Annotated in this window: 13 protein-coding genes; 2 read left to right on the top strand and 11 right to left on the bottom strand. The window is 38.0% G+C overall.

Annotated elements, in window-relative coordinates:
• Positions 1 to 24: 24 nt before the first annotated feature.
• Genes ESP02_RS03450 through ESP02_RS03430 form a run of 5 tightly spaced genes read right to left on the bottom strand, consistent with a single transcriptional unit; the run spans position 25 to position 6,826 of the window.
• Entirely contained in the window at positions 25 to 990 is a 966-nt protein-coding gene (locus ESP02_RS03450; protein WP_038398645.1) for an alpha/beta hydrolase, read from the bottom strand.
• A gap of 4 nt (positions 991 to 994) precedes the next feature.
• Positions 995 to 2,362: a glycoside hydrolase family 1 protein gene (locus ESP02_RS03445; RefSeq protein ID WP_038398642.1), complete on the bottom strand. Its 1,368-nt coding sequence runs from the start codon at positions 2,360 to 2,362 to the stop codon at positions 995 to 997.
• Positions 2,346 to 3,260, bottom strand: coding sequence for an ROK family protein (locus ESP02_RS03440; protein ID WP_002346011.1), 915 nt, complete (start codon positions 3,258 to 3,260; stop codon positions 2,346 to 2,348). The genes ESP02_RS03445 and ESP02_RS03440 overlap by 17 nt, the downstream gene beginning before the upstream one ends.
• Positions 3,260 to 4,606 (bottom strand): PTS sugar transporter subunit IIC, encoded by a 1,347-nt coding sequence (locus ESP02_RS03435; protein ID WP_038398640.1) that lies wholly within the window; start codon positions 4,604 to 4,606, stop codon positions 3,260 to 3,262. The genes ESP02_RS03440 and ESP02_RS03435 overlap by 1 nt, the downstream gene beginning before the upstream one ends.
• Before the next feature lie 15 nt (positions 4,607 to 4,621).
• Positions 4,622 to 6,826, bottom strand: a complete 2,205-nt coding sequence (locus tag ESP02_RS03430) for a glycoside hydrolase family 3 N-terminal domain-containing protein (protein WP_038398639.1) — start codon at positions 6,824 to 6,826, stop codon at positions 4,622 to 4,624.
• A gap of 206 nt (positions 6,827 to 7,032) precedes the next feature.
• Between ESP02_RS03430 and ESP02_RS03425 the strand changes: the two genes are divergently transcribed.
• Both ESP02_RS03425 and ESP02_RS03420 read left to right on the top strand, forming a co-directional pair.
• Positions 7,033 to 8,178 (top strand): helix-turn-helix domain-containing protein, encoded by a 1,146-nt coding sequence (locus tag ESP02_RS03425; RefSeq protein ID WP_038399207.1) that lies wholly within the window; start codon positions 7,033 to 7,035, stop codon positions 8,176 to 8,178.
• A gap of 119 nt (positions 8,179 to 8,297) precedes the next feature.
• Positions 8,298 to 9,047: a LytTR family DNA-binding domain-containing protein gene (locus tag ESP02_RS03420; RefSeq protein ID WP_010732253.1), complete on the top strand. Its 750-nt coding sequence runs from the start codon at positions 8,298 to 8,300 to the stop codon at positions 9,045 to 9,047.
• Positions 9,048 to 9,099: 52 nt separating this feature from the next.
• Here ESP02_RS03420 and ESP02_RS03415 read toward each other — a convergent pair whose 3' ends face one another.
• From ESP02_RS03415 to ESP02_RS03390, 6 genes are all read right to left on the bottom strand, one after another.
• Positions 9,100 to 10,359, bottom strand: a complete 1,260-nt coding sequence (locus ESP02_RS03415; RefSeq protein WP_114635884.1) for a GHKL domain-containing protein — start codon at positions 10,357 to 10,359, stop codon at positions 9,100 to 9,102.
• A gap of 76 nt (positions 10,360 to 10,435) precedes the next feature.
• Positions 10,436 to 12,163, bottom strand: coding sequence for a hypothetical protein (locus ESP02_RS03410; protein ID WP_044146928.1), 1,728 nt, complete (start codon positions 12,161 to 12,163; stop codon positions 10,436 to 10,438).
• A gap of 13 nt (positions 12,164 to 12,176) precedes the next feature.
• Positions 12,177 to 13,193, bottom strand: coding sequence for a DUF916 and DUF3324 domain-containing protein (locus ESP02_RS03405; RefSeq protein WP_038398629.1), 1,017 nt, complete (start codon positions 13,191 to 13,193; stop codon positions 12,177 to 12,179).
• Between the two features lie 13 nt (positions 13,194 to 13,206).
• A complete protein-coding gene (locus ESP02_RS03400; protein ID WP_038398628.1) occupies positions 13,207 to 13,881 on the bottom strand; it encodes a WxL domain-containing protein in 675 nt (224 codons plus the stop codon).
• A gap of 41 nt (positions 13,882 to 13,922) precedes the next feature.
• A complete protein-coding gene (locus tag ESP02_RS03395) occupies positions 13,923 to 14,582 on the bottom strand; it encodes a WxL domain-containing protein (protein WP_038398627.1) in 660 nt (219 codons plus the stop codon).
• On the bottom strand, positions 14,579 to 14,899 hold the full coding sequence (locus ESP02_RS03390; protein ID WP_038398626.1) for an LPXTG cell wall anchor domain-containing protein: 321 nt from the start codon (positions 14,897 to 14,899) through the stop codon (positions 14,579 to 14,581). The genes ESP02_RS03395 and ESP02_RS03390 overlap by 4 nt, the downstream gene beginning before the upstream one ends.
• Positions 14,900 to 15,341: the final 442 nt, after the last annotated feature.

Genomic DNA, 15,341 nt, shown 5'->3' with positions numbered 1-15,341 from the left:
GTATCGATTCTTTGATAGGAAAGTTCAACGGTACCAAATCAATTCATTTACCCATTGACTGATCTTTGTTTTTGGAAATTTATCTGGCGAAACCTCACACAGCTGGTTGAAGGACAAACTTCGAATGATTTTGAACCTACTTCTATCGGCTAAAAATGGCAGATGTTCAAGTAAGATCGATTGATTGGCTTCAATGGCGTATAAATTTTTGATTGGTACTTGCCAAATGTCTTCGATTTTTTGCGTAGTTTCCGCAGCTGCTTGTACCCAAATGATTTCCAGCCACTCGATACAAAGCTCAAACCACTTGGCAAATCGAGGGTCCACCATCTCTTCACTATTTCCACTCCACTTATTTCCTAATGATAATCCGTGCTTTCCTTTTTGAAAAATGTGTGTTTCAAAAGGTACATCGTTTTCTTCTAATGCTCTCAAATACAAAAGAGAATTCTCGATAGGCACCACATTATCTTCGAATGTAGAAAACAAAAAAGTAGGTGGCGTTTGCGGTGTCACACACATTTCCAAAGAAGGAGCCTGGATCTTCATCGCTTCTGCAAAGGAGCTTAAGATAGCCGGATAAGCAAGGATACAAGCACTTGGTTTTTGATCGGACAAAGTAGACAAAGCGGCTGCTAAATGCCCACCGGCTGAAAAACCGATCACTGCAATTTTGGTTTGATCGATTTTTGCTTTTTCAGCTAGTAAGGCAATCAGATCCATGCTTTTTTCTGCATCCGTCAGTGCTTTGTGGAAATCACGGTGTTCTCCAACGTGATAGCGCAGCACACCCGCATGATAACCTTCAGCAGCAAATTTCAATGCAATCGGCTCTGCTTCTCTTTCACTGCAAAATCCGTACCCTCCTCCTGGAATCACTAGTATGAACGGACGTTTGTCAATACGGTGAAATTCGGGCTTTTCTTCATGAAGATAAACCGTTAGAGTCGTATTGGCTTCGTTGTCAATAGTCATCGTATCGATCTGCATAGGCTTACTCCTCTTCGTTTGATCCATTTTCAGCAATCAATTTTTGGTACCAATAAAAGCTATCCTTTTTATAACGATCCAGCGTCTTCAAAGAATCGTCTGTTCGATCAACATAAATAAAACCGTATCTTTTTTCGATTCCTTCATGGGTGCTGATCAAATCGATCGCGCTCCACGGACAATAACCGATCACCTCTACACCATCTTCCATTGCTAGATACATTTGCTGGATATGCTGTTTCAAGTAGTCGATGCGATACTTGTCATGGATTTTTCCATCTTCTGTTAATTGATCTTTTGCTCCTATTCCGTTTTCGGTTATCAATAACGGCAAACGATATCTTGAATAGATCTCATTTAACGTATAACGGAACCCTTCTGGATCGATTGGCCAGCCGAATTCAGTCATTGGCAAATGTGGATTCGTTGTCGCTTGAAAGAAGCCGGGGATACCAAAGCCAGATTGCTGATCGATCTTGTTTTCTTTTTGATAATAGGCTGAAACAGTCATGGTATTGTAATAATTAAAAGCAATATAATCGCATGTACCTTCTAACATGATTTTTTTGTCTTCTTCTGTTACTTCAGGACAGGCATTGATTTTTGACAAAATGTTCCAGGCATTATGGTTATAGACACCATAAACCGCAGCATCTAAAAACAGCCAGTTTCTTAAAGCACTCATATTCATTGCAGCCAACTGGTCTTCTGGTTTATCAGAAGCAGCATATACACTGGCAATGTTCGGCGCGGGTCCGATCTTTCCTGGATAATTCCCATCATGGTAATTTTTCGTGACCAGTGCTTGAGCAACGAGCATATGATGGTTTTCTTGAAACTTTTCTTTCATTGATTTATTACTTGTACCAATGATCGATCCAGCTAAAGCCATGACATTTTGTTCATTGATTGTTTGCCAATAGTTTACTTCTTGACCGAATGTGTCAAAAAGCAGCTGGCAGTAATCAGCGAAAGCTTGGATCGTCGCCCTATTTTCCCAGCCTCCATTTTCATGGATCTCATAAGGCAAATCAAAATGGAACACCGTCACGATTGGTTCGATCTCATTTTCCTTCAATAATGCAATGAGTTTCTTATAAAACTCCAGTCCTTTTGGATTAACCTTTCCATTGGACATGACTCTACTCCAAGAAATCGAGAACCGATAAGCTTTTAACCCTAGCTCTTTAAATAAACGAACATCTTCCTCAAAACGATGGTAATGATCTACCCCCACTTTGAAATCACTTGTTCCGTCAGGTATTTCTTTCATATCTTGAACAGACGGCGCTTTACCGTCTGCATCCCAAGCTCCCTCTGTCTGATACGCACTAGTGGAAGCTCCCCATAAAAAATCAGTTGGAAATCTCATTCAATCGTACTCCTTTCGCTGCACCAATCAGATTTGCTTCAGACTCAAAGGCGGCAGCTTCTATCGTCATTTTCGTAATCGTTTGTTCGATCATCGGCGACACAGAAAAGATGGCTTCATAGTTTTTCTGGATATCACTGATCAGCCTTTTTTGTTTGCTGATTCCACCGCCAATAATCATTTTGTCCAAATCCAACAAACATTGGATATTGAAACAGAGAATCGCTACTTGATTGCAGTATGTGCGATATAAAGTTTGTGCTTGTTCATCTTCTTTTTGATATAAATAATCAAATACAAGAGGTCCTTTGGGTTCACACTGAAATAATTTTGCCAGTTCTTCTACTAATCGAACAGCTGACAAATTGATCCCTGCAAATGATTCAGCTCCATTTATCCCACGATCTTGTATCAAGAAACTAACTTCTCCAGTTTGACAATGCGGCCCTTTTCTCACCTGCCCATCCAGCAAAAGTCCAACGCCGACGCCTGTTCCTAGAATAATTCCTGCACCATTTTCAATCCCTTTTAAATGACCGAAACTTGCTTCTCCCAATACAGCAGCTTTCGCATCATTTTCTACAAACACACGAACGGGCAGCTGTTTTTCTATTTCTTGCTTTAAATTGACTTCATTCAGGCATGCGACTGCTCCACCAAAAAAGACGGTTGACGCTTCTTTCACCGCACCAGGAACAGAAAATCCGACAAATTCAATGGGTTCGAGCTGCTGATAAGAACGGATCAATTCGACAAGGACCAGGATAAAATTGTCCTTATCTGTTTTTGGTGTCTCTATTTGTCTTTTTTCTCTTATTTGCGTATCCATTATTAAAGCTGACTTGATATACGTTCCACCGATATCGATACTTAAGGTCCACATGCTTTTCCCCTTCATTATGCTTCGACTTCTGCATTGATGATTTTTTCTGCTTTCGTTTCTGCTTCTTCTTTTTCCAACGCCGCTTCTAACTCTAGTTCTTTCTTATCTGCGATCTTAATGAATGGGTACCACATCACCACGCCGATTGCCATACAAATAACCATCAGGATCGTGTAGTTCAGTCCGCCTGATAAAGGCATCTTCACAAATGTAGGAGTTGTCCAAGGTAATAGCGACATAGTCGGATTCAAAGAAATCGGCAATATGGTAGTGGTTAATCCCCATGTAACGAATCCTGCAATCAATTGTGTAAAGATTTGTGGAATAAAGAAAATCGGATTCAAGATGATCGGCATCCCAAACATCAATGGTTCTGTCACATTGAATAAGGATGGAACAAAAGATAATTTACCTAACTGTCGCATTTTGGCTGACTTGCTTTTAATCATGAAAAATGTCACGAATCCCATGAAGCCAGCTGCGTACATCCCCATGTAGATAACAGATGGAACTAAATAGGGTAATGCTTTTCCTTCTTGGAAGGCAGCAATGTTCCCAACGACCATCGTCATACTGATTGCGCCTAAAGGTCCTTGCAACACAGCATTGTGGATACCGAAGAACCATAAAACAGCTAATAATTCCATGATAATGATGATCGATAACGGACTCGCTACTAAAGAGTTCAATGGGGCATTGATTACATCAATAAAGAATTGGAAAATCGTTCCTGATTGTGTTAATCCAAATAATACTCGCAAAGCAAATACAACAACAAAAATGATTGTAACGACAAATACTGGTGACAAAGATTGTGTGACCATCGGCGGCACACTTTCCGGTAATTTGATCATAATATTTTTCTTAGCTAAGAAGGCATAAAAACGGGTAATGAGCAAAGCGACAAGCATACCGATAAACAATCCTTGACCGCCCAGATAATCCAATCGCAACGCACCGACAGCTTGTTCAACTGCTTTCCCCTCTTGTGTGACAGTCGTCATAACGGATTGCGGCATCAGCATAATAAAACTTGCCAAAGAGATGATGGATGCATTCCGTTCATTAGTCCCTAATTGTTTTGCATAAGAGAAAGCTAAACTGTATACGACATACAACGAGAAAACACCTGTAGCACCATTAGTGATTGCTTCCACATGAGGAAAAATCCCCACATTTTTCAAAAAATCGATCCAGCCAGGAAATGGGAAATTTCCAATAATCGTAATGAAGGCAATCCCTAATGTAATTGGGCTTGTTCGGATAAACCCCTCCATCAATGCGGCTAACACTTTGTTCTTTTGTAATTTCTCCGACATCGGCAATAGTCTGCTGCTTAAAAACTGTTCTAATTTTTCCATCTTTCTTCTCCTTTTTTATAATTGAATTGTACGGTCCTCTTCTGAATCTACTGTCGAGAGAGAAAAAGTAAATTCGCCAGACTCCCAAATTTTTTCCCCTTGATTGTTATAAAACATAAGTGCTTCTTTTGATACTGTAAAGTTAATCAATTTTTTCTCATCTGCGTGTATGGAAACGACTTGACTCGCAATCAACCGTTTGACTGGTTGCACAATAGAGGCTGTCTTGTCTTTTACATAAATGTGGATAACTGTTTCTATTGGTGTTGCTGAATGATTAACTGCTTCATAAACAAATTGCAGCTTATCTTCTTGATCCTGTATCTCCTGCCAGTTTGCTTCGACTTTTCCATATGTTTTCCCGGCACCAAAAGCAAACAGCGGCTCATTGGATTCATCAATATACTTAGACACAAAACGGGTCGAATGCGTACTTGTTTCTAAAGGTCGGCCAGTTGAAGCATGTGCATAATAGATTGGGATCTGCCCCTCACTCCGTGGGAATGTCATACTAAGTCGAGCACTTGGCACTGCTTCCCCTGCAAGAAGATTGGCAATACCGATGCCTCCCATCGTTCCAGGATACCAAACGAGCAGCAAACTAGAAAAATAAGGTTCGATCTCTGTTAGGACCAGCGGACGTCCGGTATATAAAATCCCTACAATTGGTTTATCCAACGCTACTAATGCTTTGATCAAACGTTTTTGCTTTTCAGGTAATCGAAGGTTGGTTTTAGAAGCTCCTTCTCCACTTTCTAAAAATTGTTCACCAATCGTCAGCAAAATCACGTCAGATTTTTCAGCAGTTTCCAATGCTTCTTGGATTAACGTTTCCTCGTCCTCAATCGTTCCATTCAGTTGTTCAATTCCGGCTTTTAACGGTCCAAATGGTTCATAGGAATCAAACAGGTTGAATCCTTTTGCAAATAGCAGCTGTTCTTTTGAAAAATGCTGTTCTAGTCCATCTTTGAGTGGGATACTATCTTGTGGTTTACCACTTACAGAGGCCCAGAACCCCATTGTCAGGCGACTTTTGCCGTAAGGTCCGATAACTGCGATTTTCTGATGTTTTTTTAATGGTAGTGTGTCGTCATTCTTCAAGAGGACACAACTCTTTTCGACTAGCTTGACTGCTACTTCTTTCGATTCTTCCGTCAAGATTTCTCCTGTGTTCTCTTCTTCGAGTCCTCGATACGGATCTTCAAATAATCCAAGTTTGTTCTTCAAAACTAAGATTCGCCATACTGCCTCATCCAACAATTGTAAGATTTCTTTGTTTTCTTCTGCTAATTTTTCTAAAGAATTGGCATAGACAGAAGTCATCATATCGAAGTCCACACCGGCTTCTAACGCCTTTTTAGCTGAGTCTGCTTGATCTTTCGTGTAGCCATGTACTTCCAACTCTTCAATAGCCGCATAATCAGAGACCAGTACACCGTTAAAGCCGAACCTCTTTCGAAGAATCTCCCGATTCAGCCAGCGATTACCGGTAGAAGGCACACCATTCAACACATTGAATGCGGTCATGACTAGTAAACAATTGGCTTCAACTGCCGCTTGATAAGGAGCAAGGTATTCATTGAAGAGACGTTGGTTGGACATATCGACGGTATTGTATTCCCTTCCAGCTTCTGGGGCACCATATCCTGCAAAATGCTTGATACATGCCCCAACACGGTATTTGTCAATCAATTGGAGATCGTCTCCTTGGTACCCTTGGACAGCGTGTTTAGCAAACTCTTTTGCAATATATACATCCTCTCCTGGAGACTCCATCACCCGTCCCCAACGAGGATCTCTTACTAAATCAAGCATGGGTGAAAATAGAACATGTAGTCCGCTTAAGTAACTTTCTTTTGCTGTTTCTTGTGCAGCTTTTTGGATCAAATCAAAATCATACGATCCCGCTTGTGCTAGTGGGATAGGAAAAATGGTACGAAAACCATAAATAACATCTGACATAAAGAGGAGCGGGATTTTTTTACTACTTTCTTCCATTATTTTTGTTTGGATTTTTTTTAGCTTTTCTGGTTCATTGATATTATAAATGGAACCAATCTGACTTAAATCAAAATCATCAGGAAAACCTAACTCCTTTGTTGGTCCAGTATTCATCACATCACTATCAGTAAACAAGTCGCCGTTCAACTGGACTGTTTGTGCGATTTTTTCTTTTATTGTCAAGGAATCGGCTAGTTGCTTTAATTGTTTTTCATCCATTAGTTTCTCCTTTTTTGTAACCGTTTTTACATTTTTAATTATAACGATAAAATTTTCTTTGTTATACAACAAAAGAAGACTTTATATAAAAATAGAAGGAAAATACCTGAAAAATTTAATATTCAATATGTTATTTTTGCGTTACAATGGAAGAAAAAGGATAGACAGGAGGAAAATAATTGAAAAAGACAGCGATTTCTAAAATAATGGATTTGTTATACAAAAAATATCTGATTCCCATGGTTTTATTTGATTCAAGCGGCAAAGTTTGCCATCCGGAGATTTCATGGGATATACATCCTATCATGGAGACATTCATTTCACCGAAAGGACATCAGCCCGTATGTTTATTTAATCACTTTCCTTTTATGTTTGCTAAGCTTGATTTTATGACAGACAGCAAACCCTATTCCTTGTTGATCGGCCCTTGCGGCATGATTGGAGAATCTCCCGATACATTTCTATTCAAAGGCCATGTCTATCACTACGGTATTCACTATACGAAAGAAACAACTGCAGCATTTGAAGAATTCGTTCAGCTTGCCTATGCTTTTCTAACACACAAACTGTTGAAAAAAGAGGAATTGCACTGGGTTTACCAAAAAGAAATCAAGCAGCGCTCTACCACAGATCAACGGTTGGAGGACAGTCTATACGACCGGCGGATGCAAGAAGCCACTTTTGATTCTTACCAATTTGAGCTTCGATACACAGAATACATCAAACGGAATCAGCCAGAAAAGATCGATTGGTTATTTAAAAAGATGCAAGAAACGTATCATGTCGAGTTATCCGAAAATGAATTAGAAGGTTTGAAGCTGAAATTCTCTGCTTTTGTTGCCATACTGACACGTATCAGTATCGATGAAGGAGTCCCAATCAATCAGGCCTTTAGTTTATCAGATGCTTTGATCCAAGGCTTGTTCCGTATCCATTCTTCTAATGAATGGCACACTTATATGAAAGAGGCGACTTATCGTTTCATGGAACTGATCCATCAGCAACCTCTAGCCGATAAATCCATGCTAGTCAAGCAACTAATCAACTATATAGACAGCCATATTTACGACCGCGTCACGCTTGACGAGCTGGCTGAGACATTTGACAAGCACAAAACACATCTTTCTGCTTTATTCAAAAAAGAAATGGGCCAAACGATCCATTCCTATATCCAAGAACGGAAGATCAACGAAAGTAAACATTTGTTGCTTTTTACGGACAAGAGTTATAAAGAAATCAGCGTATTGCTTTCATTTGCAAGTCAAAGTCATTTTATTCAGGTCTTTAAAAAAACAACTTCCCTTACGCCAAGAGAATACCGCGATCAACATTATGCTTATTCCGTCCATTAAAACGATAAAAATGCATATTTTCTGATTAATAAAAAAACAAATATCATTTATATGATGAAATTTATAGAAAAAATCTGTTATACTAATCGTAATGAAATCTGTCTTAGGGGAATCGAACCATGAAAATCTACTACATTGAAGATAACTTGTTTCATCAGGAATTATTGAAGAAAGAATTACTAAAACATAAAGAGTTGAGTGCCCTCTCTCTTCAAATATACCCGAGCAGCGAGTTGGAAACGATTTATAAGCGTTTAGATACACTGGTCTTTTCTTCTTCTGATTTGTTTATTATCGACATTGATTTAAAGACATTGCATAGTGGCATTGATTTTGCTAAAAAAATACGGAACAAGAATCCAGAATGCTCGATTATTTTTCTATCAAACGATAATACACGCGGATTAGAAATCATTAATCAGCAGATTCGCCCAGATCGCTATCTTGATAAATCAAACTTAGAAGAAGTTGCACAATCATTGAAACAGCTACTTTTAGAAAAATTGGAAGCTCAAAAACAATCTTCCTCTATCATTGAACTGCAAGGCGCCACAAGGGTCTTTTTGATTGCGCCAGATGAAGTCAATTATATCTCAACGATCAATGGTTCTCGCTCCACCTTGGAATTTTATGGAACAAATGAGAACTTTGTTATTCATGATAAAATGAAAAATATCAAACAAAAATTCCAAGACTATCATTTCTTTAATGATCTGAAAAGTTTTTCTATCAATCCATTCAATATCAAAGAAGTAGATAAACAAATGATGGAAGTCCATTTCAAAAATAAAGATACACTTCTTTTAAGTTCTTCTAGTGTAAAAAAATTATTACGCCACATTGACCAACTAAAACAAACAAACGGGTAGGACATGTCTGTCCTGCCCGTTTTTAACTTCCTTATTCCACTTTGCTAGCTATTCATACAGTTTTACTGATTGACTTCTCATAAATCGCCAATTCCAAGACAAACATTTTCGTACGTTTTAAATATTTGATTCCATAGTTGGCATTCAGATATTTATCCGTGATTTTCGAAAAGTTATAAAGACCGAGTCCCCCATTTTTTTTCGTTGAGCTTCCTCTTTTCATCAATTTAGCTAAGCTTGTTGAGGACATATCAGCAGGATTTTCGATTTTGAAATAAAACCGCTCCTTTGTTTGATTGACCGTAATATTGATTGGCTCTTCTTTTCTTGTTTCATCACAATGTTCAATGGCATTATTCAGTGCAATAGATAAAAGACGAAGAACATCGATATAATCTGCTTTGATATTATTGATGATATTCAGAACTTGGATATCATAAGAAATGCCAGACTGATTGGCTCTTTCCATAAAATGATAAAAAAGCCCGCGTACTGCCGGATCACTGATTCGCTTCAAGGGATTGTGTCTCGCATCATCGATTGCTTCTAAAGAATAATCCTTTAAATGGGTCAATAGTTTGATAGAATTCTCCTGACTGTCATTCACCAAGCTGTATTCCAACGCAGAAATATAATTCAAATAATCATGACGGAAATCATCTAATTTCTCGTAGTATTCTTTTGTTTCCTGATTGTCTTTCAAATAAAGTTCGATTACTTGGAACTTTTTCTTATATATAATAAAGACAATAAAAAAAGCAGTATAAAAAATACTATATAAAAGCGTGATGATCGAAGTAAGGATATAATCCAACGAGTAAAAACTAATACCTAAATGAAAGATGTAAATCAGCACATAAATCACAACAGATAAAATCGTCAAGCCTTTCAGTTTTTTCGTATAGCCACTAAAATAATCGAATATATCATACTTTTGATCTGCTTTTCTGATCAGCAAAAATAAACTAGCTGCTAGTACTAATTCTACTGAAAGATTCAAATAACTAGTATAAAATCCCAAATACCTTGGGATATCGATTGCTAAGAAAAAGGAAATACCTACCACATTCAATAAAAAATTTTGTAACAGGAACGATAAAAAAATATTTTCTACCAAAAGATATAAAAACCAACACATTGCAGCATAAGCGATTGCAAAGAAAACGAATGTGTATGGAACAAAAAACATATTAGCTATCATTAGCCCCAAATAAAACAAGAGGAATCGCCATTTTGACGCCCCTTTAAACAACAGACTCATCCAAATAAACAAATTTAGATAAGCAATGAGAACAAACATGATTGACTCCATCAACTAACTCCACCCTTTCGCCCCTATCATAACAAAAATAAGAAGGAAAAACAGCCACGTTTCCCCTTCTTATTTTTTATGGTGCTCTTTCGATCGTCCATTCCAACTGTGACTGATATTCACCAGTATAAGCGCCTGGTGAAACAGCTAACTGGAATTGATGGTTCGCATCTTGTTGCAGAGAATAATCCGTAGCATTGTTTTGAACGACTGGCAAATCCACTGCTAAGCTATCATTGATTGACAGCTTTTCTTCCCCATTCAGATAGGTCAATTGCGCAGGTAAATCTCTTGTTCCGTCAGAAAAAGATGTGGTCTGTTTGACTTTAAGCTGCCAATCTTTCGGAATTCCTGTCGTATCTTCTACAACTACCCCAACAGTTGCTTGTGGTGAAGAATAAACAGTGGTACCGGAAATAACCATGTTTTTGAATTGGATCTCCGGATCGATCGATTTAAAGCTGACGTTTCCTTGATTCAATATGATTTTAAAACTTTCATGATTAGATAACTGACCTTCTGCATCTTTGGCATAAACTTCTACTTGATTATCATCAGTGTTAAGATCAGCGAGAGGAATCTCTTGTGAGAAAGGAAGCCATGAGTCTTTTGCTGTATTACTGATATTGTCTTGTAAGACTCTTTCTTGCCCATTCAGCTTATAAAATAAAGAAACAGCATTACTGTCTTTATCTTTCCATTCCCCATCGATCGTCAATGACTGATCTGTTGGAAACACACTGACGGAGGCATTTGCTAAAGAATCAGAAAGTTTGATTTCTGGTGGAACCAATGCTTGGACAAGTGTAATGACTGCATCGTCTTCCGCAACTTGTCCATTACTATCAGAAATTTTGATATGGACATTATTTGTTCCAATATTCCCTACATTCTTCAAGTCAACTGGGATTTCAAATGTGCCGTCTTCTTTAAAACTACCATCTGGAATAGGCACTTCTTTGCCATCAATCGTCAATACAGGATGGATATCGTCTTTTGCGCCAGCCCAAGAACCAGTTAAAGTAGTTTGATAAGAAGAATCGTCTTTTATATCGATTTTTTTGTCTTTAGTAGCTTCGTCAAATGAGATCCCTAAATTTTGGATACTTGGCATAGATGCTGTCAGAAAATGAGCCCAATCAAAATCACCGGCTTTACTATCATAAACAGCGGCATGAAGCATAAATTTATCGTTCTTCAAAGCTTCTTCTGTTACAGTTGCTTTATAACTTAAAATGACTTTAGAACCTTTTAAAACCAACAAGTTTGATAACGCATATTCATCCTCGTAAGGACCGTCATCATATTCAGTAGTAATTGGGATTTCTGTCATTCGTCCATCATAAGTCAGTGGATCACCGTGTTCATAGTTAGCTAACAAATTAAAAGACGTCAATAGACTAACATGTAATTCTTTAGTTGTTTCAACAAATCTTCCTGTATCTTGTATCCCTGCTACTTCATATCTAAATTCAGGTTCTCCCTGTAATTGCAAGCCTTGTGTTTTATCCGGAAACAGCATAAAAACAGAAGATTGTTTATACTGATCGGGCAAAGCACCATCATCCAACTTTTCTAAAGTGGTCGTAACCGTTACCGTATCTCCAACTGCTGTATAATTAGGCGAATGATCTTTTTTGTAAGAAATAGATGCTTCAACATGCCCCCCAAGAATTGGTCCTTCGCTAATTTCTGTATAATCAGCTGCCGAAACATCAACGGCGTGAAAACAAATGCTTCCAAAAACACATAAAAAAAACAAGCCTAACACATATAATTTATTTAGTGGCTGATTCAATTTCACTTGAAAGACTCACCTACTTTTTTTGTTTAAGTAATTTGTAACTTAAAAATGCGATGATCAATAATAACAAGATTCCGACTGTGATGATAGCTGGGAGATATGGGATTCCTTTGTCTTCTGTCACTGCTTCTTTGTTGATCTTTTTGGCTTTTTCTGACTGGATCGTAAAATCAGTTGTCAGATGCCATGTTTTATCTGTATTCCCTTCGTTGGCATCGATCGTCACCGTATAATCTCCAGCTTCGATTTTCTCCTTATCCAAACTGATTGGAAAGTCAATGTTCGTATTAGGGGCAATCGACATATTCTCCTTTTTAGTTTCATAAAGAACATCTTTTGACCCTTTTTTCGTGATTTTCGCATCAAAATTAACTTTGCTGATGATTCCAGGTGTTGGATTTTGCACATTAGCAAACACAGTCGTATAGGAATTTTGCAGACCAGCTTTTGCTGAGTTCAGTTTCAAATCGGGCGTGACGGCATCTGTATCGTTTTGCAGTTTCACACCGATCACGTACGCATATTTATTACGGATTGCTGTTCCGTCTACTTTTTCACTCACATTATCTTTTTTACTGATGTGTATTCCGCCAAGAATGATGCCTTTAAAATGATCTTTTGGCATTTGAACTTGGAAAGTCACATCTTTGGATTCACCAGCTTGTAATTCAATTTCTTGATTTTTAGGAGTGACTAGTTGATTCAATACATATTTAGCAGACGGATCTTTCTTCAAATCTGTTTGTCCGTAGTCAATGACCCCGTTACTGTTTGTGGCAGCATTATTAACATCTACGCTAAAAATTGCTTTTTCTTTTGCTGAGTTAGCTAAATGGATTGAAATCTCTTTTTTTTGATTTGGATCTAATTGCAAATCAAAATAAGAAACGTTCTTATTTTTTTGAAAGTCGGGAATATTTGCATTGACGCTATACGCTGATTCATTTGAATCAGCGTATGTCGTCAATGGCATCACTACAATACTTAATAAACTAAGAGCAGCAACAAACAATGATTGAAGTTTGTTCATTTTTCTCTCCATTCTAAGCAGTTGGGCCTGCTGTGAGTGTCCAAGTGATCGTTGCCGTGTATTCTTTTGCTTCAACAGAACCTGAAGGCACTTTTAACTGTATTTTGTCATTGTCTCCTTTAGTCCCTTGGAAGAGGTCTACCCATGAACCTTGTCCTTGCAAACTGTCGGCGGTCATTACTGGTTTTGCTTCCGTATTGTCAAAAACCACATCATGTGCTGTTGGGTTTTCGCTAGTGTTATCTGAAGTTGTTTGGATTTTCCCACCATTGAATGATAATTCCGCACCTTTTAATTCTGAATGATCTTCCGCTGTAAAATGAGAAGCTGCTGCTGTTAATATCCAGCCACCTTCTACCCCGCGTTTATCAGTGATTTGGACATTGGCTTCTGTATTTTCTGCATGATAAACTTGCTCACTTGCTGAGATCTCTTGTGTACCGAAAGTGATATCAGATACATGGTCAATTGATAATGGTCCATGATCGCCTGTTCCATGGTCGTCAGGATTATCTGGAATCAATGGATCAACTGGATCATCATTTCCACCTGTAAAACTGATCTTTGCTGTAGAAGTGGCAGAATCTTTGGTTGGCTCTGTTTCATCTGCTTGTACGTTCAATGTACTTAATAATGAGCTTGATAGCAATACTGTCGCTGCTAATGTGTAAAATACTTGTTTTTTCATCGTTGTTATTCTCTCCTTATTCGTTCGTAATAAATGTTTAATTAAGCTGGTGCGTCTGACAAAGTCCAGACAAGTGTAGCTGTGTAATCACCCACCAAGTTACCTGATGGGACTTTAAGCGAAACATTTGCTGTATCCATTTCATCCGCCCATGTTCCTAAACCAGCGTTAGCAGCTGCTGTCATAATGTTTTGTGCAGCATTATTGACCACTACTTCGCTTGTAGCAGGAGCTGCAGATCTGTTATCGGCAACCGTTTTAGGAGTTCCGACAGGCAATGTTAGTTCTGCACCATTCAATGTTTTGTCTTCTGAAGTAAACCCTGGTTTTTCTGTAGCGTAATTAACTTGCAAATTCCAGCCAGCACCAGTTCCTCGTAAATCTGAAATCTGCGCTTCAGTTCTTAGTGCTGGTTTTTGGGCAGTATATGTTTCTGTTTTTCCAGAAATCGTTTGAGTGCCAAAGTCGATGTTTGAGATATAATCGATACGCAAGTCCCCAGTATTTCCAGTTGGATCATTTGAAGGAGGATTATCATCAGGGTCGATCGGATCGATCGGACCTACAGGATGATCTGGATCTTGTGTCGTCAAACCGATCTTTGCAGTGCTTTTTCCATTTAGATCATCTGCATGTACAGCTAATGTTCCTGCCAAAAGTGTTGTACTGATTAATGCTGCAGCTAAAATTGTTCTTTTCATTCTCTATTCCTCTTTCTTTTCCAAAATATTAAAAACAAACTGATTACTAAAAGAAATACTCCACCCCAAGTAATAAATGATTGCTGAATCTCGTTGGTTTTCGGGTATTTCTTTGGTCTGGATTGATCTGCCGATTGATCGGCATCTTGCGAGGATGGTACGGATGGATCGGTTGAGCTTTGCGGAACACTTCCTTCAAAAGTGATACCTACACTACTTTTTTCACTTGCAGCAAACACCACTTGGTTGAAAGCAGAAAGTTGTATCAAGCAGCTCAACACAAAAACCAATGTCAAACATTTTCTAACTCTTTTCATGAAAGCCCCTCCCATTTTTCTTTTCGAACACCTCCAAAGTTATAATCTTCATTTCTTTGTAATGATTACAATCCAGAACAACGGTTATTATAGCTGATTCATTTCCGTTCTTTTTTTATTTGTAAGCGCTTATTCAACGAGTTGTGTAAATCTCTTTATTTTTTTTGATTTAAAAATGAAAAAATACAAAAGCAAGACTGTCATACATGTCACTTTTCTTTTTAAATGGCAAAATTTTCAGCGATAAATGACAAAAATTGCCAATTTTTTCTGGTAGTTGCTAATAGTCCATCATAAATAACATCCCCACTTTTTTATTACAAAACATACGTTCGCTTTTGTAAAAGTAAAGAAGAAAAACATACAAAAAAAGAAACAAGGTAGCTTTGCTACATTATTTCTTTTGCCTTGGATTATTCAATCATAAAAAATTCTTTGACTT

The sequence above is a fragment of the Enterococcus sp. NBRC 3427 genome, assembly GCF_007996925.1.
Lineage (GTDB): Bacteria > Bacillota > Bacilli > Lactobacillales > Enterococcaceae > Enterococcus_B > Enterococcus_B lactis.
The sequence above is the reverse complement of the archived record's forward strand: the minus strand, read 5'-3'. Positions and strand labels throughout refer to the sequence as shown.

Coding starts and splice junctions, on each gene's coding strand:
- ESP02_RS03450 (WP_038398645.1), bottom strand. CDS start 990: ATGCAGATCGATACGATGACTATTGACAACGAAGCCAATACGACTCTA.
- ESP02_RS03445 (WP_038398642.1), bottom strand. CDS start 2,362: ATGAGATTTCCAACTGATTTTTTATGGGGAGCTTCCACTAGTGCGTAT.
- ESP02_RS03440 (WP_002346011.1), bottom strand. CDS start 3,260: ATGAAGGGGAAAAGCATGTGGACCTTAAGTATCGATATCGGTGGAACG.
- ESP02_RS03435 (WP_038398640.1), bottom strand. CDS start 4,606: ATGGAAAAATTAGAACAGTTTTTAAGCAGCAGACTATTGCCGATGTCG.
- ESP02_RS03430 (WP_038398639.1), bottom strand. CDS start 6,826: ATGGATGAAAAACAATTAAAGCAACTAGCCGATTCCTTGACAATAAAA.
- ESP02_RS03425 (WP_038399207.1), top strand. CDS start 7,033: ATGGATTTGTTATACAAAAAATATCTGATTCCCATGGTTTTATTTGAT.
- ESP02_RS03420 (WP_010732253.1), top strand. CDS start 8,298: ATGAAAATCTACTACATTGAAGATAACTTGTTTCATCAGGAATTATTG.
- ESP02_RS03415 (WP_114635884.1), bottom strand. CDS start 10,359: ATGGAGTCAATCATGTTTGTTCTCATTGCTTATCTAAATTTGTTTATT.
- ESP02_RS03405 (WP_038398629.1), bottom strand. CDS start 13,193: ATGAACAAACTTCAATCATTGTTTGTTGCTGCTCTTAGTTTATTAAGT.
- ESP02_RS03400 (WP_038398628.1), bottom strand. CDS start 13,881: ATGAAAAAACAAGTATTTTACACATTAGCAGCGACAGTATTGCTATCA.
- ESP02_RS03395 (WP_038398627.1), bottom strand. CDS start 14,582: ATGAAAAGAACAATTTTAGCTGCAGCATTAATCAGTACAACACTTTTG.
- ESP02_RS03390 (WP_038398626.1), bottom strand. CDS start 14,899: ATGAAAAGAGTTAGAAAATGTTTGACATTGGTTTTTGTGTTGAGCTGC.